This is a genomic window from Hansschlegelia beijingensis (assembly GCF_045505405.1).
Lineage (GTDB): Bacteria > Pseudomonadota > Alphaproteobacteria > Rhizobiales > Methylopilaceae > Methylopila > Methylopila beijingensis_A.
The window spans coordinates 1-17,520 of sequence record NZ_JBJKEX010000038.1; the positions used below are offsets into that span (position 1 = coordinate 1).

At 69.3% G+C, this 17,520-nt stretch carries 14 protein-coding genes; 3 read left to right on the plus strand and 11 right to left on the minus strand.

Annotated features, from left to right (window positions below):
• Positions 1-99 precede the first annotated feature (99 nt).
• Positions 100-1,104 carry an AAA family ATPase gene (locus tag ACIKT0_RS04455; RefSeq protein WP_407104180.1) on the minus strand — a complete coding sequence of 335 codons (1,005 nt, stop codon included), beginning with the start codon at positions 1,102-1,104 and terminating at the stop codon, positions 100-102.
• 265 nt (positions 1,105-1,369) lie between these two features.
• On the opposite strand from ACIKT0_RS04455, the gene gnd reads away from it, so the two are divergent.
• The gene (gnd, locus tag ACIKT0_RS04460) at positions 1,370-2,377 is read left to right on the plus strand and encodes a phosphogluconate dehydrogenase (NAD(+)-dependent, decarboxylating) (RefSeq protein WP_407104181.1); all 1,008 of its coding nucleotides are present in this window, start codon (positions 1,370-1,372) and stop codon (positions 2,375-2,377) included.
• A gap of 5 nt (positions 2,378-2,382) precedes the next feature.
• Here gnd and ACIKT0_RS04465 read toward each other — a convergent pair whose 3' ends face one another.
• The 8 genes from ACIKT0_RS04465 to ACIKT0_RS04500 all read right to left on the minus strand — a co-directional run bounded on the left by ACIKT0_RS04465 (position 2,383) and on the right by ACIKT0_RS04500 (position 14,860).
• Positions 2,383-5,451 carry an efflux RND transporter permease subunit gene (locus tag ACIKT0_RS04465; protein WP_407104182.1) on the minus strand — a complete coding sequence of 1,023 codons (3,069 nt, stop codon included), beginning with the start codon at positions 5,449-5,451 and terminating at the stop codon, positions 2,383-2,385.
• A 41-nt stretch (positions 5,452-5,492) separates the two neighbouring features.
• Positions 5,493-8,591, minus strand: a complete 3,099-nt coding sequence (locus tag ACIKT0_RS04470) for an efflux RND transporter permease subunit (RefSeq protein WP_407104183.1) — start codon at positions 8,589-8,591, stop codon at positions 5,493-5,495.
• A gap of 7 nt (positions 8,592-8,598) precedes the next feature.
• The gene (locus ACIKT0_RS04475) at positions 8,599-9,882 is read right to left on the minus strand and encodes an efflux RND transporter periplasmic adaptor subunit (RefSeq protein ID WP_407104184.1); all 1,284 of its coding nucleotides are present in this window, start codon (positions 9,880-9,882) and stop codon (positions 8,599-8,601) included.
• On the minus strand, positions 9,879-11,270 hold the full coding sequence (locus ACIKT0_RS04480) for an efflux transporter outer membrane subunit (RefSeq protein ID WP_407104185.1): 1,392 nt from the start codon (positions 11,268-11,270) through the stop codon (positions 9,879-9,881). The genes ACIKT0_RS04475 and ACIKT0_RS04480 overlap by 4 nt, the downstream gene beginning before the upstream one ends.
• Before the next feature lie 178 nt (positions 11,271-11,448).
• Entirely contained in the window at positions 11,449-12,195 is a 747-nt protein-coding gene (locus ACIKT0_RS04485) for an HAD-IA family hydrolase (protein ID WP_407104186.1), read from the minus strand.
• Positions 12,195-12,875 (minus strand): ribulose-phosphate 3-epimerase, encoded by a 681-nt coding sequence (rpe, locus tag ACIKT0_RS04490; protein ID WP_407104187.1) that lies wholly within the window; start codon positions 12,873-12,875, stop codon positions 12,195-12,197. Before rpe ends, ACIKT0_RS04485 begins: the two co-directional genes overlap by 1 nt.
• A gap of 75 nt (positions 12,876-12,950) precedes the next feature.
• The gene (locus ACIKT0_RS04495; RefSeq protein WP_407104188.1) at positions 12,951-13,826 is read right to left on the minus strand and encodes a phosphoribulokinase; all 876 of its coding nucleotides are present in this window, start codon (positions 13,824-13,826) and stop codon (positions 12,951-12,953) included.
• 11 nt (positions 13,827-13,837) lie between these two features.
• Positions 13,838-14,860 carry a class 1 fructose-bisphosphatase gene (locus ACIKT0_RS04500; protein ID WP_407104189.1) on the minus strand — a complete coding sequence of 341 codons (1,023 nt, stop codon included), beginning with the start codon at positions 14,858-14,860 and terminating at the stop codon, positions 13,838-13,840.
• A 138-nt stretch (positions 14,861-14,998) separates the two neighbouring features.
• On the opposite strand from ACIKT0_RS04500, the gene ACIKT0_RS04505 reads away from it, so the two are divergent.
• Both ACIKT0_RS04505 and ACIKT0_RS04510 read left to right on the plus strand, forming a co-directional pair.
• A complete protein-coding gene (locus tag ACIKT0_RS04505; RefSeq protein WP_407104190.1) occupies positions 14,999-15,961 on the plus strand; it encodes a LysR family transcriptional regulator in 963 nt (320 codons plus the stop codon).
• A gap of 60 nt (positions 15,962-16,021) precedes the next feature.
• A complete protein-coding gene (locus ACIKT0_RS04510) occupies positions 16,022-16,396 on the plus strand; it encodes a response regulator (RefSeq protein WP_407104191.1) in 375 nt (124 codons plus the stop codon).
• Here ACIKT0_RS04510 and folK read toward each other — a convergent pair.
• Positions 16,393-16,896, minus strand: a complete 504-nt coding sequence (folK, locus tag ACIKT0_RS04515) for a 2-amino-4-hydroxy-6-hydroxymethyldihydropteridine diphosphokinase (protein ID WP_407104192.1) — start codon at positions 16,894-16,896, stop codon at positions 16,393-16,395. The genes ACIKT0_RS04510 and folK overlap by 4 nt on opposite strands.
• Before the next feature lie 4 nt (positions 16,897-16,900).
• Complete coding sequence (gene folB, locus ACIKT0_RS04520) at positions 16,901-17,278, minus strand: dihydroneopterin aldolase (RefSeq protein WP_407104193.1); 378 nt, start codon at positions 17,276-17,278, stop codon at positions 16,901-16,903.
• Positions 17,279-17,520 lie beyond the last annotated feature (242 nt).

Consider the following 17,520-nt stretch of genomic DNA (forward strand, 5'->3'; position numbering starts at 1 on the left):
ACGAAGACGCCGGCGCGCCGCGCGCGAGGTGGCGCAGCCCCAGCAGCGCGGCGGCGTCGACGTCGACCCCCGGAACCGGAACGCCCTCCACCGCGGCTCCTAGAGCGGCCGCACCTGGTCGAGCAGCGGCGAGACCAAGTCGCGCGCCGTCCGACCGTCCGCAGCGGCCCGCCAGGTCAGCACCAGGCGGTGGGCGAGAGTGTCTTCCGCCAGTCCGGCGACGTCGTCCGGCGTGACGTGGTCCCGGCCGTCGAGATAGGCGCGGGCCTTGGACGCCGCTGCGAGCGAGAGCGTGCCCCGCGGCGACACCGGGTATTCGATCGCTCGCCTGACCTCCGGGACGGTGTCGGGCTCGCGCGTCGCGGCCACGATGCGGACGATATAGTCCTTGATCGCCGGCGCGAGGTGGATGTTGGCGACGTCGCGCCGCGCGCGTCGGACCTCGTCGGCCGTCAGGCGGACGCCGAGCGGCTGCTCATGCCCTGTCGCCTCGCGCTCCACCAGGTCGAGGATCAGACGTTCCGACGCCGCGTCCGGCAGGTCGACGACGACGTGCAGCAGGAAGCGGTCGAGCTGCGCTTCCGGCAGCGGGAACGTTCCTTCGTGCTCGATCGGGTTCTGGGTGGCCACCACCATGAACGGGTCCGGCAGCGAGTAGGTGTTCGAGCCCGCGGTCACCTGCCGTTCGGCCATCGCCTCGAGCAACGCGGACTGCACCTTCGGAGGCGCCCGGTTGATCTCGTCCACCAGCACCAGCGAATGGAAGATGGGTCCCTGCAGGAACTCGAAACGCCCCTGGTCGGGGCGCCAGACGGTGGTTCCCGTCAGGTCCGCCGGCATCAGGTCGGGCGTGCACTGGATGCGGGCGAACGAGGCCTCGAGCCCGGAGGAGAGACGCTTCACGGCGCGGGTCTTGGCGAGCCCAGGGGCGCCTTCCACGAGGACATGCCCGCCGGTCAGGAGGCCGATCAGAAGCCGCTCGATTAACCCCGAGACGCCGATCAGGCCGTCTTCCAGTCCGCTCCGGAGCGCGCCGACCCGCTCCCGCAGCTCCGCGTCAGCCGAATCTCCGACGGCCGGGGCGGCTTTCTCCTGAATGTTCATGAGGGCCGGGGGCTTCGGCGCCGGATGCGTCGCCCGAGCGCCGCGTGATACTGGCCGATCCGCATGATTCTTCGACGCTCCTCACACAGCCTCTTAGGGCCTTATTAGGATCACGCCCGTTCCACGCAGCCGCGTCAATACGCTTCGCGATTAAAGCCCGCGACATGCAACTGAGGCGTGGCGACGCTGCAGGTCGACAGCCGACGCCCGGATGATATCTGATGCCTGTCGTGCGGCAGCAGCGACTTCCAGACGCGAGGATCTCATGGACATCGGGGTGATCGGTCTTGGCCGCATGGGCGGGAATATCGTCCGGCGCCTGATGGATGGCGGCCACCGCTGCGCTGTGTTCGACGTCAATCCGCAGGCCGTCGCCGACCTTGCGAAGGAGGGCGCCACGCCGGCGGCCTCGATCGAAGAACTCGTGGCGGCCTTGCCGGCGCCGCGGGCGGTCTGGGTGATGCTGCCCGAGGGCAAGATCACCGGGGACGCGATCGCGACGCTCGGCGAGACGCTCGCCCCGGGCGACGTCGTCATCGACGGCGGCAACTCCTTCTACAAGGACGACATCCGGCGGGCGGCCGAGCTGGCCGAAAAGCAGATCCTGTTCGTCGACGCGGGCACGTCCGGCGGCATCTGGGGGCGCGAACGCGGCTACTGCCTGATGATCGGGGGCGACGAGGAGGTCGTGCGACGGCTCGATCCGATCTTCGCGACGCTCGCGCCGGGCAGGGGGGAGATTCCGCCGACGCCGGGCCGCGAGGCGCGGGATCCGAGGGTCGAGCAGGGCTACATGCGCTGCGGGCCGGTCGGCGCAGGCCACTTCGTGAAGATGGTCCACAACGGCATCGAGTACGGCCTGATGCAGGCCTATGCGGAAGGCTTCGACGTCCTGCGGAGCAAGGGCTCCCCCGAGTTGCCCGAGGACCGGCGCTTTCAGATCGACGTCGCGGACGTCGCCGAGCTTTGGCGACGCGGCAGCGTGGTGTCTTCGTGGCTGCTCGATCTCACCGCGATCGCGCTGGCCGACGACCCGAAGCTCGAGGGTTTTGCGGGTCGCGTCGCGGATTCGGGGGAGGGGCGCTGGACGATCGAGGCGGCGATCGAGGAGGCCGTTCCGGTGGACGTGCTGGCGACGGCGCTGTTCGCGCGCTTCCGCTCGCGGGTCGACAACTCGTTCGCCGACCGCATCCTGTCCGCTATGCGCCGCCAGTTCGGAGGCCATGCGGAAGCCCCCGCCGGGGTCGGCGAGACGAAGAAGGTCAGGACGTGACGGAGTCACTCCGCCGGCTGAAGCTCTGAGGGCGCCGTCCTCTTCCGCCGCCTGAGACGGTCGAGCAGCAGGTAGATCGCGGGAGTCGTATAGAGCGTCAGGGCCTGTGACACGATCAGGCCGCCGACGATCGTGATCCCAAGAGGTCGCCGGAGTTCCGAGCCGGGACCTTCGCCGAACGCGAGCGGAAGGGCGCCGAGGAGCGCCGCGAAGGTCGTCATCAGGATCGGCCGGAAGCGCACGCGGGCGGCCTCCACGATCGAGTCATGCGGAGACAGGCCCATCGTGCGCTCGGCCGTCAGGGCGAAGTCGACCAGCATGATGCCGTTCTTCTTCACCAGCCCGATCAGCAGGATGATGCCGACCAGCGCGATCAGGGTGAGGTCGTAGCCGACGAACTGGAGGGCGAGCAGCGCCCCGAGGCCGGCCGGGGGCAGGGTGGAGAGGATCGTCAGCGGGTGGACGTAGCTCTCATAGAGCACGCCGAGCACCAGGTAGATCGCCACCAGCGCGGCCAGGATCGTGAGCGGCTGGCTCGACGCGGACGCCGCAAACTGGGCGGCGTCCCCGGCGAACTCGGCGTTCACCCCGTCGGGCAGCCGCATCTCGGCGACCGCGCGGGACACGGCCTCCATCGCGTCGCCCGCGGACGCGTCCGGCGCCACGTCGTAGGTGATGGTGATCGCGGGGTACTGGCCCTGATGGTTCACCGTGAGCGGCGCGACCCGGCGCGTCATGGTGGCGACGGTGGAGAGCGGGATCTGGACGCCTGAGCTTGTAGGCACGTGGATCTTGAGCACGTCCGACGAGTCGTCCGCCTGGTCCGGAGCAAGCTCTATGACGACCCGATACTGGTTCCGGCGGCCATAGATCACCGAGATCTGGCGCTGCGAGAAGGCCGTGTTCAGCGCCGCGTCGATCGCCTCGATCGAAACCCCCAGCCGGGACGCCGCGTCCCGGTCGATGTCGAGCCGCAGGTCGATGCCGTTCGCTTCGCGATCGGTCGCGACGTCGCGCAGGCCGGGGATTCGCCGGAGCCTCTCCACCACCCGCGGCGCGGTCTCCTGCAGCAGATCGAGGTCGTGGGACCACAGCGTGAACTGGTACTGCGAGCGGCCCTGCCGGCCGCCGGCGCGGATATCCTGCTGCAGGCTCAGGAACACCCGGAGGCCGGGGATCTCCGAGAGCGGCTTGCGCAGACGCTCGATCACGGCGTTCGCGCTTGGTCGTTCGCCCGCGGGCTTCAGCGCGATCTGGATTCGTCCCTGGTTGGAGACGCTGCGGCCCCCGCCGACCGAGGGCGCGACGGACTCGACCGCCGGATCTGCCGCGATGATGTCGGCCGCCTTCTTCTGGAGCTCCGACATGGCGGCGAAGGAGACGTCGGGGGCCGCCTCGGTGAACGCGTTCACGATCCCGGTGTCGTCCTGGGGCAGGAAACCCTTGGGCATCGCGACGTAGAGGTGAACGCTCCAGGCAACGGCGCCGAACATCAGCAACGCCATCAGCCAAGGCGCCTTCATCGCCACGCGGAGACTGCGCGCGTAGCCATCTGCGACGCGATCCACGAGCCCGCGTCGCCGCCCGGCCGGCTCGGGCCGCAGCAACTGGCCGCAGATCATCGGCGTCACGGTGAGTGACACGACCGTCGAGACGACGATGGCGAACACCAACGTCATCGAGAATTCGAAGAACAGCCGGCCCGCGATTCCGCCGAGGAACAGCAGCGGGATGAAGGCCGCGATGAGCGATATCGAGATCGCCAGGACGGTGAACGCTATCTCGCGCGCGCCCGCGAGCGCCGCCTCGAACGGCGACATGCCCTTCTCGAGATTGCGGTAGGCGTTCTCGATCATGACGATGGCGTCGTCGACGACGAAGCCGACCGCGACGGCGAGCGCCATCAGCGACAGGTTGTCGATCGAGAAGCCGAACACCCACATGCCCGCGAAGGAGCCCGCGAGCGCCAGCGGCACGGTCACGCCGGCGGCGAAGGTCGGGGCGAGACGCTTCAGGAACGCCAGCACCACCAGCATCACGAGAGCGATCGAGAGCAGCAGGGTCTTCTGCATGTCCTCGACGCTCGCGCGGATGGTGGTGGTCCGGTCCACCAGCACCGTCACGTCGATCGCGGCCGGTATCCAGCGCGACAGGTTCGGCAGCAGCGCCTTCACGCCGTCGACGGTCTTGAGGACGTTGGCGTCCGGCTGCTTGGTGACGTTGACCAGCACGGCCGGCTTGCCGTTGAACCAGCCGCCGGTGCGCTCGTTGCGCGTCCCGGCCGCGACGTCGGCGACGTCGCCGAGCCGCACGGTCGCGCCGTCCGAGGTCCGGACCACGATGTCGCGGTATCGCTCCGGGTCCTGGCCGAGCTCGCCATCCAGCGCGATCGTCATCTGGCGCTTGTCGTCCGAGAGGGCGCCGACCGGCGCGAGGACGTTGGCGTTGTCGATCGCCGAGCGGACATCGTCCAGCGAGAGCCCCATCGCGGCCAGCCGGTCAGGATCGAGCCGGACCCGCACGGCCGGCTGCTCGGCGCCCGCGACGCTCACCTCGCCGACGCCGGCCACCTGGGACAGGCGCTGCACCAGAACGCTGTCGGCCGCGTCGTAGATGCGGCTCGTCGGCAGCGCGTCGGAGGTCAGCGCCAGGACAAGAACCGGGGAGGCCGCCGGATTGATCTTCCGAAATGTCGGCAGGTTCGGCATGTCGGACGGCAGGTCGACCGAAGCCTCGTTGAGCGCCGCCTGCACGTCCCGGGCCGCATCGTCGATGTTGCGGTTGAGGTCGAAGATCACCGCGATCCGGGTCGAGCCGAGAGCCGACGTCGAGGTGAGCTCGCTCACGCCCGCGATGGCGCCAAGCGCCCGCTCGAGAGGCGCAGCCACGGTCGCCGCCATGACGCTCGCGTCGGCGCCGGGGCGGCTCGCCTGCACGAAGATCGCCGGGAACTCGACGTTGGGCACGCTCGCTACCGGCAACCGCGCATAGGCCGCGATGCCGATCAGCATGAGCCCGATCGCCAGGAGCGTGGTCCCTACAGGTCGGCGGATGAAGGGCGCGGAGAGCGACATCTAGCCGACCGTATCGGGGTGATCGGGCCGGGCCGCGCGGTTCATTCGGCCGGCTCCACGCGGGGTTCCGCCGGGCGCCCGACGATGGCGAGCCGGAGGCGCTCCATGGCCAGATAGACGACCGGGGTGGTGTAGAGGGTCAGCAACTGGCTCAGCAGCAGGCCGCCGATGATGGTGACGCCGAGCGGCGTCCGGAGCTCGGCCCCGGGCCCTGTCGCGAGCGCCAGCGGCAGCGCCCCCAGCAGGGCGGCGAGCGTCGTCATCATGATGGGGCGGAACCGCAGCGCAGCCGCCTCGACGATCGACTCCTCCGGCGAGAGCCCGCGCTCACGCTCCGCGTCGAGAGCGAAGTCGATCATCATGATCGCGTTCTTCTTCACGATGCCCATGAGCAGGATCACGCCGATCAGCGCGACGATCGACAGCTCCAGCCCGAAGAGCTCGAGCGCGATCAGAGCTCCGACGCCCGCCGACGGCAGCGTGGACAGGATTGTGAGGGGATGGATGAAGCTCTCGTAGAGCACGCCGAGCACGATGTAGATCGCGACCACCGCCGCGAGCACGAGCCAAGGCTGGCCCGCGAGAGACTGCGCGAACTCGGCGGCGTCGCCCGAGAAGCTTCCGACTGCGGTCGGAGGCAGCGAGATGTCCGCCTCCGCCTGCTGGATGATCTCCACGGCGTCGCTCAGAGAAGCGTCTCCCGCAAGGTCGAAGGAGATCGTGACGGCCGGGAACTGCTCCTCATTGGTGACGACCAGGTTGACCGGCTCCACCACCACCTCCGCGATCGCCGAAAGCGGCACCGGCTGCCCGCCCGACGACGGTACATAGAGGCTCCTGAGCGCGCCGGGGTCCTTGGCCTGGCCGGGCGTCGCCTCGAGCACCACGCGGTACTGGTTCGCCTGCCCGTAGATCGTCGAGATCTGGCGCTGGCCATAGGCGTCGTAGAGCGCGTCGGCGATCGACTGCATCGTCACCCCGAGCCTTCCGGCAGAGGTGCGATCGACGGTCACGCGCGCCTGAAGGCCGCCGGGCCGCGCGTCCGAGCCGACATTGCGCAGCTTCGGGGAGGCCTGGAGCCGTTCGACGAGCAGCGCGGCGGAGCGGGCGAGCTCCGCGGCGTCCGGATCGGTGAGCGTGTACTGGTAGCGTGCGCGAGACGACCGGGTGGAGACCTGCAGATCCTGCACTGACTGGAAGACCACCGAAAGCCCGGGGATCGTGGCGGCCGCCCGTTCCAGGCGCGCGATCACCTCCGGCGCCGGGTCGTCCCGAACGGCGTGCGGCTTCAGCACGATCGAGAGCCTGCCGGCGTTGGGGGTCGCGGTCTGGTCGCTGACGCCAAGCACCGACACGACGTTCTGGACCGCCGGGTCCTTCCGGATGAGCGCCACCAGCGCCGCGTCCCGCCGCTGCAGCTCGGGGAAGGAGACGTCCTGCTCCGCCTCGAGGGTGGCGGTGATCAGGCCCGAATCCTCCTCGGGCAGGAAGCCCTTCGGCGCGACCACATAGAGCCACGCGGTCGCCGCGAGGGTCGCAAGCGTCAGCAGTAGCATCAGCGTCTGGTGGCGTAGCACCACCCGGAGCGACTTCCGGTAGCCCTCGATGAAGCGCGTGGTGGCGCGCTCGGCGGCCGCGCCCAGGGCCGACTTCGACGCCTTCGGCGCGCGCAGCAGCCGCCCGCACATCATCGGCGTCAGGGTGAGCGAGATCACCATGGAGACGATGACGGCGATCGTCAGCGTCGCCGCGAACTCCCGGAACACGCGCCCGATAAGGCCGCTCATGAAGAGCAGCGGGATGAACACCGCGACGAGGGACGCCGTCAGCGAGACGATCGTGAAGCCGATCTCGCGGGCGCCGTCATAAGCCGCCTTGAGCGGCGGAGACCCCTCTTCGATGTGGCGCGAAATGTTCTCGATCATGACGATCGCGTCGTCGACGATGAACCCCGCGCCGACCACCAGCGCCATCAGGGACAGGTTGTCGACGCTGTAGCCGAAGGCCCACATCACGGCGAAAGTCGCGATCAGCGACAGCGGCAGCGCGACGCCGGCGATCAGCGTCGCCCGGAACGTCCGCAGGAACAGCAGAACGACTAGCACCACCAGCCCGACGGAGAGCGCGAGCGTGAACTGCACCTCGTGCAGCGAGGCCTTGATGGCGTCCGTGCGATCGTCCACCACCGCGAGCCGCACGCCGGCCGGCATCGCGCGCTGGATCTCCGGCAGCTGCCGGAGAAGCGCGTCGACGGTGGCGACCGTGTTGGCGCCGGGCTGGCGCAGCACGTCGATGACGATCGCCGGCCGGCCTTGGAAGCTCGCTGCGACCTGATTGTCCTCGAGCCCGTCGACGACGTCCGCCACGTCGCGCAGCTTGACCGGAACGCCGTTGCTGATCGCGACCACGACGTCCGAATAGGCTTGCGCCGTGCTGATCTGGTCGTTGGCCGAGATCGTGAAGGACTGTCGCTGGCCGTCGATCGAGCCCTTCGGACCCGCAACGCTGGCGCCCGCGATCGCGGTCCGCAGCGTCTCGAGGCTCAGCCCGTAGGCGGCGAGCCGACGGACGTCGGCCTGCACGCGGACCGCAGGCTTCACGCCGCCGCCGACGCTAACGCGGCCCACCCCTGCGACCTCCGCAAGGCGCTGCGCGACCAGCGTGTCGGCGAGATCCGAAACGTCGCGGATCGGAATCGTGTCGGAGGTGAGGGCGACCGTCAGCACCGGCGTGTTCGCCGGGTTCACCTTCGAGAACACCGGCGGGTAGGGCAGGTTCTTCGGAAGCGTGGAGTTGGCGGCGTTGATCGCGGCCTGAACGTCCTGCGCGGCGCCGTCAACATCGCGGTCGAGGTCGAACCGGAGCGTGATCCGGCTGAGCCCGAAGGAACTCGTGGAGGTCATCGCGTCGAGCGACGGGATCTGCCCGAGCTGCCGCTCCAGTGGCGCCGTGACTAGCGAGGCCATCGTCTGCGGGTTTGCGCCCGGCAGCCGGGTGGTCACCTGGATCGTCGGGAAGTCGACCTGCGGCAGCGACGAGACAGGCAGCTGCAGGTAACCGAGCACGCCCGCGAGCAGCGCCGCGAAGGCGAGCAGGGTGGTCGCTACGGGGCGCGCGATGAAGGGAGCGGATATGTTCATCGCGCCGTCACTTCCCCGGCGCGGCGTCGCCCTCGGCGCGGCGGTCCGGCGCTCCGTCACGACGTGGGCCGGCGGGGCGTGAGTCGGAGGACCGTGCGTCATCAGGCTGGGCGCCGTCGGAACTTCCGACCTCGACCTTCTGGCCGTCCCTGAGACGTGTGAAGCCGGTCGTGATCACCTTGTCGCCGGCCTCCAGCCCGGAGGCGATCACGGCGAGATCGGCGTCCTGGCGGGTGACGCCGACCGGGCGTTGCGCGACCGTGCCGTCATCCTTCACCACATAGACGAAGGGTCCGTCGGGCCCCTGCTGAACGGCGGCTCCCGGAACGGTCACGACATCGCGGAGCGTGTCGACCGCGATCCTGACATTGGTGAACTGGCCCGGCCACAGCGATAGCTCGGCGTTCGGGAACGTGGCCTTGAGCTTCACGGTCCCGGTCGCCTGATCGACCTGATTGTCGATGACGTCCAGCGTCCCGCGATCCAGCGTGGTCTCGCCGTCGGCCGCCAGAGCTTCGACCGTGACCGGCCCGCGGGCCATCGCCTTGTTCACCGCTGCGATGTTCTGCTGGGGCAGCGTGAACAGAGCGGCGATCGGCTGAAGCTGCGTGATCGTCACGATGCCGGTCGCGTCGCCAACCGTGACGTAGTTGCCCTGATCGACGCCGCGCACGCCGGTTCGTCCGCTGATCGGGGCGCGGACGATCGTGCGGTCGAGGGTCGTCTTCGCCTGTTCGATCAGGGCTCCGTAATAGCGGACCTGAGCCTCGAGCTGGCTGACGGTGGCCTTCTGCGTCTCGGCCTGCTGCTGCGAGCCGTAGTCGTTCCTCGCGAGCCGCTGGTAGCGCTCGAGGTCGGTCCGGGCGTTGGCGAGCTGCGCCTCGAACTGCGCCTTCTGGGCGACGGCCTGGTCGTACTGCGCCTGATAGGTGGCGGGGTCGATGCGAGCGAGGACGTCGCCGGCCTTGACGTCCTGCCCCTCGCGGAAGGCGACCTCGACGAGGGTCCCCTCGACCTGAGGCTTCACCGTCACCGTGTTGAGCGCCTGGAAGGTCCCGACGCCCTCCAGGAAGACCGGGACGTCCTGGCGCACCGCGGCGGACGCGATGACCGGCACAGGCTGATCCGACATGCCGCCTCTGCGGCCGGCGCGGCGGGGCTGCTGGCGCTGCGACGGCGCGCCGTCGTCGGATGCGGACAGGAAGGACGGCGGCCAGAACGGCGGCGGCCAGAAGCGCCACGCGGCGACCCCCGCGGCGACCACCAGGAGCAGGATGATCAGCCGCTTCATCTCATCAGCGCCGTTTCGGGCAACGGAGCGCCCCCGGGCCGCTGTCCGGACGCCGCCCATCCTCCCCCGAGCGCCTGGAACATCTGGACGATCGACTGGTAACGGGCGAGCCGCGCCTCGGCGAGGTTCTGCTGGGCCGAGAACAAGGTCTGCTGCGTGTTGAGCACCGTCACGATGTCGACGGTGCCTTCCCGCATCTGCACCTGCGCGATGTCGTAGGCTTCGCGCGCGCTCTTCACCGCAGCCTCCTGCAGCCGCTGCTGCTCGGCGCTCTTGCGCATCGTGATCAGCGCGTTCTCGACGTCGACGAACGCCTGGATCGCAGCCTTGCGGTAGGCGTAGAGGTTCTCGCGGTACTGTCCTTTCGCGAGGTCGAGATCGCCCGGCAGCGTCGGGTCCAGGATCGGCTGGGTCAGCCCGGCGGCGAGCGAATAGAACGCGGACTGCGAGCTGAACAGGCTGCGGAGCGCGGCGCTCTCGAAGCCGCCCTGAGCGGTGAGGTCGATCGACGGCAGGAAGGCCGCCCGCGCGGCGGTGACGTTGGCGTCGGTCGCGGCCAGGTTCGCCTCGGCCTCCCGGACGTCAGGGCGCCGCAACAGGAGCTCGGACGGAAGCCCCGGCGCGACGCGCGGCGATTTCAGCCTGGCCAGCTGGCCGCCCTTGACCGGCAGCAGCACCGGCGGTCGGCCCAGCAGCAGCGCGAGCGCCGTCTGGTTGGTCCGGATCTCCTGCTCGATCGGCGGAATCGTGGCGCGCTGCTGGTCCAGCACCGCGCGCTGTTGCGCCCGATCGAGCGCGTTGGCGGTGCCGACATCCAGCCGCCCCTGGATGGCGTCCAGGATGGTTTGCGCGCTTTTTACGTTGCTATGGGCGATTGCGAGCCGCTCCTGCGCCGACATGAGCGCGAAATAGGTGTTCGCCACGCTCGCCACCACACCCAGCGCCACGACCTCCTCGGCATAGCGGGCGGACAGAGCCGAAGCCTGGGCGGAGCGCAGCGTCGCGCGGCTCTTGCCCCAGAAGTCGAGCTCGTAGCTGGCCGAAAGCGCCGCCTGGAAACCGCCCACGACCGGCGTTCCGGGCGACTTCTGCGCGGTCGCGTCGCCGGATCCCTGGACCAGCGGGATGAGCGCTGCGCCATTGATGCGCACCTGCGCGTCGGCCTGCTCGATCCGCGCCTTGGCGGCGCCGATGTCCTGGTTGGAGCGCTCCGCCTCGGCGATCAGCGTCGACAGTTCGTTCGAGCCGAACGCGCGCCACCAGTCCCTCTGCGGCCACACCGGCTGACTGGCCCGGGCGTCCTCCCACCGGCTCGGCGAGCTGACGCCGAGCGGAGGACGCGCCCAGCCGTTCGCGCAGGCGCTGAGGCCGAGCGATGCGGCGACCACGATCGCGATACGCGATCCAGATTTTAGCCCCCGCAAACTCGTCGCCTCGTGGTGAACGCGCAATTACAGAAACTGACATGGTCGACCTCCCTGCGCCGTTGCCGGGAAGCGACATCGCGGGGTGACTTTCCTGCCTTGTACGCAGCCGACGCCAAGTCCCTTCGCGGCGTCCCCGCGGTCAAGGCGAAAGCGTGCGCAGGAACGGAACCGTGACCATGGTCACGCCGGCGCCGGCGCCGGCGAGATGGCGCGCGGGACGCCCCGGATCGCCCAGCATGTCGAAGACCGCCGCGGCGCCCGAGAAGTCCTGATCGTCGGTGTAGAAGCTCGGCGTCACCACGCTGCGCAGGCCCGCCGCGGTGGCCGCGCGCAGGCCGTAGACCGTGTCCTCGAAGGCAATCGCCCGGGAGGGATCGACGCCCAGCAGCCGCACCGCGAGGTCGAAGACGTCAGGCGCCGGCTTCTTGGTCGCGACCTCGTCGCCGGCCGCCACCGCCTCGAACATGCGCCGCGCGTCGGGCCCGAGCGTCGCCGCCAGCAGAGCCTCCACGTTCGCGAGGCTCGTGGTCGTGGCGATCGCGAGCCTCAGGCCCTCGGCCCGGGCCTCGCGGATAAGCCGCTCCACCCCCGGGCGCAGCCTGACGTCGCCCGCCGCCACGAGGGCGGCGTAGCGCTCGTTCTTGGCGGCGTGGAGCTCGGGCAGCGCCGCGAGCGCCGCCTCGGACTTCGCCGGCCGGTCATGTTCGATGAAGTGGCGTAGCCGCTCCTTGCCGCCCATGATCCGGAGCAGCCGCCGATAGGTCGGCTGGTCCCAGCTCCACGGAAGGCCAAAGTCGGCGAAAGTGGCGTTGAGCGCCTGTCGGTGCGTCTCTTCGGTCTCGGCGAGGGTGCCGTCGACGTCGAAGATCAACGCCTCGAGCGGCATCAGGCAGCCCGGGTGGCGAACGCCGTCTCTGCCGCGGCGCGGATCGCCGCGATATTGCTGCGGTAGCCCTCCGGCCCGTCCTTGAAAACCGCATTGCCGGCGACGAAGACGTCGGCTCCGGCGGCCGCGCAAAGCGGCGCCGTCTCGGGCGTGACGCCGCCGTCGATCTCGATCGAGATCGGGCGCTCCCCGATCATCCGGCGCAGCCTGCGCACCTTCTCGATCTGCTCCGGGATGAACGCCTGGCCGCCGAAGCCCGGGTTGACCGTCATCACGATGACCAGGTCGATCTTGTCGAGCACGTACTCGACGGCGCTCTCCGGGGTCGACGGGTTGAGCGCCACCCCGGCCTTCTTCCCGAGCGAACGGATGAGCTGAAGCGACCGGTCGAGATGCGGCCCGGCTTCGGCGTGCACCGTCAGTCGGTCGCAGCCCGCCTTCGCGAAGGCCTCAAGATAGCTGTCGGCGGGGGCGATCATCAGGTGGCAGTCGAACAGCGCGTTGGTCCAGCGGCGAAGCCGCTTCACCACCTCGGGGCCGAAGGTGATGTTCGGCACGAAGTGGCCGTCCATCACGTCGAGATGGACCCAGTCGGCGCCTGCGGCGACGACGTCCCGGGTCTCCTCGCCGAGCCGCGAGAAATCCGCCGAGAGGATGGACGGAGCGATGATGACGGACATGGCGCCTCGCCGGCTGCTGCAGTGCGGCACGCTGTTAAACCGATTGCGCCTGCCAGTACAGGGGCGCGGCCAGCCTTACCCGGCGCGCCGCTTGCGCTCGACAAGCTGCATGATCATCGGCGTGAGGATCAGCTGCATCGCGAGATCGAGCTTCCCGCCCGGAATGACGATCGAGTTCGCGCGGGACATGAAGCTCTGCGGGAGCATCGAGAGCAGGTAAGGGAAATCTATTCCGCGCGGATCGCGGAAACGGATCACCACCATCGACTCGTCCGCCGTCGGAATCGAGCGCGCGATGAAGGGGTTTGAGGTGTCGACGGTCGGTATGCGCTGGAAGTTGATGTCGGTGCGGGTGAACTGGGGGCAGATGTAGCGGACGTAGTCCGGCATCCGGCGCAGGATGGTCTGGGTGACGTCCTCGGTCGAGTAGCCGCGGTCGTTTCGGTCGCGGTGAATCTTCTGGATCCACTCGAGGTTGATGACCGGAACCACGCCGATCTTCAGGTCGGCGTATCGGGCGATGTCGACGCCGTCTCCGACGATCGCGCCGTGCAGCCCTTCGTAGAACATCAGGTCGGTCGGCTGCGGCAGGTCGGTCCAGTCGGTGAACGTGCCCATCGGCAGCCCGAGCCGCTGCGCGGCTTCGAGGTCGTGGACATACCGGCGCGTGCGTCCGGCGCCGCTTGCGCCGTAGGACGCGAACACCTCCTCGAGCTCCTCGAGCATGTTCGCGTCATGCCCGAAATGGCTGAAGTGGTGGTTGCCGCGCGCCTCCTCCTCCGTCGCCTTCTGGCGCATGCCGTCGCGGTCATAGCGATGGAAGGCGTCGCCATCCACGAACGCCGCCACGATGTGCTCGCGGCGGAATATCTGCTCGAAGGTGTCGCGCACCGAGGTGGTGCCGGAGCCGGAGGAGCCTGTGACCGAGATGATCGGATGACGGATCGACATGCCGCGGCGGATCAGGAGAGGAACAGTCCGCGCTTCGCGAAGAGCGGCGAAGACTGCCGGGTCTCGTCGCCGTAGTACCGGCCGATCCGCTCGACCTCCTCGGCCGATCCGGCGACCAGCGGCGCGCGCGCGTGCAGCTTGGAAGGCACGATATCCAGGATGCGCGTCTTGCCGTCGGTCGCGGCGCCGCCCGCCTGCTCGCACACCATCGCGATGGGGTTGCACTCGTACACGAGCCGGAGCCGGCCGGAGCCGTATCCTTCGCGCGCGTCGCCCGGATACAGATAGACGCCGCCGCGCACCAGGATACGGAAAACGTCCGCGACCAGCGAGCCGACCCAGCGCATGTTGAAGTTCTTCTCGCGCGGCCCGTCCGCGCCGGCGAGGCAGTCCGCGATGTAGGCGCGCATCGGCTCCGCCCAGTGCCGGGCGTTCGACGCGTTGATGGCGTATTCCTTGGTCGTCTTCGGGATCTGCACGTCCGCGCTGGTGCGCACGAAAGGCCCGCCGACGCCGTCCATCATGAAGATGTGCGTTCCGGTTCCGACCGTCAGGACCAGGGCGGTCGCCGGGCCATAGACGATGAAGCCGGCGGCGAGCTGGCGCGAGCCGGGCTGCAGGAACGTGCCCTCTCCGGCCTCGGGGAGGATCCCGAAGAGCGTGCCGATCGAGACGTTGGTCTCGATGTTGGAGGAGCCGTCCAGCGGGTCCGCCGCCACCGCCACAGGAGCGGCCGGGTCAAGGACGATCACGTCCTCCGCCTCTTCCGAGCCGAGTCGCGAGACCGGCGCCCGCCGCAGCGCCTCGACCAGGATGTCGTGCGTCCTGACGTCGAGCGCCTTCTGGGTGTCGCCTCCGGCGTTCTCGCCGACTGCCGAGCCCATGGCCTCCTCAAGCGCGCCGCGGGCCACCAGCGCCGCGATCGTGCGGCCGGCGTCGCACAAGGCCCGCACGGTCGCGGCGGTCGCGCCGCGCACCGCGTCGCCAGCGCTCCACTGATCGAGAAAGGCGTCGAGGGTCATATGCTCGGCCACGGGAATCTCCTCACGCGTCAGACGCGTCGTGCACTTCGGTTGTCTGCCGGCGCGGGGCCGCCTGCATGCGGTTGGGGGCCACAGCCCGTCTATCGACGTTGATCAGAAAAGCCACATAAACTAAACGCCAATTTCAGCATGTCTGAAGACCTTGTTCGTTCGCTCACACTGAAGCAACTGCGTGCCCTCTCGGCGGTCGCCGAAACAGGGGCGGTGAGCGCGGCTGCGCGGCGCCTGAACGTCACGCCTCCTGCCGTCACCATGCAAGTCCAGCTGCTGGAGGCGGCGGTCGGCCTCCCCCTGATCGACCGGACAGGCGAGCGGTTTCGCCCGACCGACGCCGGGCGCGAACTAGTGGAGGCGGCGGCGCGCATCGAGACGGCGCTGCGGGAATGCGTCGGCGCTCTCGAGGCGATGAAGGGACTGGAGGGCGGCCGTGTTTCCGTCGCGATCGTCTCCACAGCAAAATATTTCGCCCCGATGGCGCTCGGCGCCTTCGCGCGGGCCCACCCGGGCATCGATCTCAGCCTGTCGGTCGGCAACCGCGCCGAAGTCATCGGGCTGCTCCGCTCCGACCAGGTGGACGTGGCGATCATGGGACGCCCGCCCGAGGATCTGGACAACGTGGCCGCGATCATCGGCGAACACCCCCAGATCATCATCGCCGCGCCGGACCATGAACTCGCTTCCCGTCGGGACATAGCTCCCTCGGACCTCAGCGGCCAGACGTTCCTGATGCGCGAGCGCGGGTCCGGCACCCGGCTGGTCATGGAGCGGCTGTTCGAACAGGAGGGAGTGACGCCGAAGATCGGCATGGAGATCGGTTCGAACGAAACGATCAAGCAGGCGGTGATCGGCGGCCTGGGCCTGGCCTTCATCTCGGCGCACACCGTCGCGGCCGAGATCGCGGATGGGCGGCTGGTCCAGCTCGACGTGACCGGGCTCCCCATCCTGCGCCGGTGGCACGTCGTGCGGCGGGCCGGGCGGAGGCTCACTCCGCCTGCGGCCGCGATGGCCGCCTTCCTGAGCGAGCGGGGCGCCGAGTTCCTGCCGCAGATTTCCCCCACGGACGGAACGATCCCCGCCGCCTCAACGTCTTGAGTGGCGGCCAGCGGACTTCCTGCGGCGCGGCCGTCCGAGGCGGCAGGAGCGTAGCGTGCGATGCGGGTGCTTATTCTCGAGGATCAGGCGATCGTTGGCCTCGAGGTCGAGGCGATCGTTCGCGCGCGTCTGCCAAGCGCGACCGTGACGCTCGCCGCCACCATACGCGAGGGTCGGGACGTCGCCCGTGGGACCGTCGACCTCGCCCTCCTCGACATCGACGTCGCTGACGGCAAGACCTACGAACTCGCGTCCGACCTCGATCGCGCAGGCGCCAGGGTCATCTTCGTTTCAGGCTCGACGCGCGCCGACACGCCGGCGGACCTGACGCATCTCGCGTTCATCTCCAAGCCGTTTTCGCATTTCGAAATCGTGCGGGCGATCGAGGAGGCGTGCGCCGAGGCGCCCGGTGCGCGCCGGACGGAAGACCTCTAGTCCTTCGGCAGCGGCCGCCACGGGGGCGCGAGCCGGGACAGGCCGGCCGAACCCGCAGCGATGGCGGCGTCCCGGATCGATTTCCCGTCCAGCACGAGCTCAGGCCTGATCTCGGCCAGCGGCGCCAGCACGAAAGCGCGGTTGAACATCTCCTTGTGGGGAACGATCAGCCGGGCCGACGCCACCTTCGCGTCGCCGAGATAGAGGATGTCGACGTCGATCACCCGCGGTCCCCAGCGGAAGGTCTTTTCTCGACCGAGTTCCTCCTCGACGGACTGCGTGAAGCCGAGGGCCTCCTCGGGCGACATGTCGGTCTCGCCGACCGCGCAGGCGTTCGCGAACCAGTCCTGATCGACATAGCCCCAGGGCGCGGTGCGCCACACGGAGGACGCGGCCAGGAAGCGAATCTCGCCTGTGGCGAACACGCGCTCCATGGCGCGATGAAGGTTCGCGACCTTGTCGCCGACATTGCTGCCGAAGCCGAGCCCGATCTCCGTCATGCGCTCAGCGTCCGGCGCCGTCGCGGTCGCGGAAGATCTCCACGCCGACATCCCCGAAGACGCCCACGATGGGCGCGCTCGGCTTGTGGACTTCGACGCGGACCCGCTTGATCGGCGCGAAGCTGTCGAGCAGCCGCTGGGCGACCCGCTCGGCGACCGCCTCGATCAGGTTGAGGCTGGGCTCGCCGGCGGCCTGCACAACGGCGTCATAGACGTCCGCGTACGACACCGCGGCCGCCGCGTCGTCGGCCCGCGCATAGGCTTGCGCGTCGACCCAGAAGTCGATGTCGAAGATGAAACGCTGGCCGAGCCGGCGCTCTTCCTCGAACACGCCATGTCGGGCGTGGACGGGAATGCCCCTCAGGAAGATCCGATCGTTCATGTCTCTCGAACTCGCAGCAGGGCAGGCGGTTTCCAGCCCGGATCAGACGCGTGGATGAAGCCCGTCATCGTGCGGCGAGCAGCCGGGCGACTGCGACGGCCGGCGCGCAATCCGCCGCCGCGGCGGCGAGCCCCTCGTCTTCCGACCATTCACGCCCGAGGTCGCGATACATGAGGCCGAGCCGGTCCGCCAGTCGACGCGCGAGGAAACGCCCGACGCCGGCGCCGAACACGGTCGGCGCC

Bases quoted from the DNA above. Each gene is read 5' to 3' on its own strand.
- ACIKT0_RS04455 (WP_407104180.1), bottom strand. From the start codon at position 1,104: ATGAACATTCAGGAGAAAGCCGCCCCGGCCGTCGGAGATTCGGCTGAC.
- gnd (WP_407104181.1), top strand. From the start codon at position 1,370: ATGGACATCGGGGTGATCGGTCTTGGCCGCATGGGCGGGAATATCGTC.
- ACIKT0_RS04465 (WP_407104182.1), bottom strand. From the start codon at position 5,451: ATGTCGCTCTCCGCGCCCTTCATCCGCCGACCTGTAGGGACCACGCTC.
- ACIKT0_RS04470 (WP_407104183.1), bottom strand. From the start codon at position 8,591: ATGAACATATCCGCTCCCTTCATCGCGCGCCCCGTAGCGACCACCCTG.
- ACIKT0_RS04475 (WP_407104184.1), bottom strand. From the start codon at position 9,882: ATGAAGCGGCTGATCATCCTGCTCCTGGTGGTCGCCGCGGGGGTCGCC.
- ACIKT0_RS04485 (WP_407104186.1), bottom strand. From the start codon at position 12,195: ATGCCGCTCGAGGCGTTGATCTTCGACGTCGACGGCACCCTCGCCGAG.
- rpe (WP_407104187.1), bottom strand. From the start codon at position 12,875: ATGTCCGTCATCATCGCTCCGTCCATCCTCTCGGCGGATTTCTCGCGG.
- ACIKT0_RS04495 (WP_407104188.1), bottom strand. From the start codon at position 13,826: ATGTCGATCCGTCATCCGATCATCTCGGTCACAGGCTCCTCCGGCTCC.
- ACIKT0_RS04505 (WP_407104190.1), top strand. From the start codon at position 14,999: ATGTCTGAAGACCTTGTTCGTTCGCTCACACTGAAGCAACTGCGTGCC.
- ACIKT0_RS04510 (WP_407104191.1), top strand. From the start codon at position 16,022: ATGCGGGTGCTTATTCTCGAGGATCAGGCGATCGTTGGCCTCGAGGTC.
- folK (WP_407104192.1), bottom strand. From the start codon at position 16,896: ATGACGGAGATCGGGCTCGGCTTCGGCAGCAATGTCGGCGACAAGGTC.
- folB (WP_407104193.1), bottom strand. From the start codon at position 17,278: ATGAACGATCGGATCTTCCTGAGGGGCATTCCCGTCCACGCCCGACAT.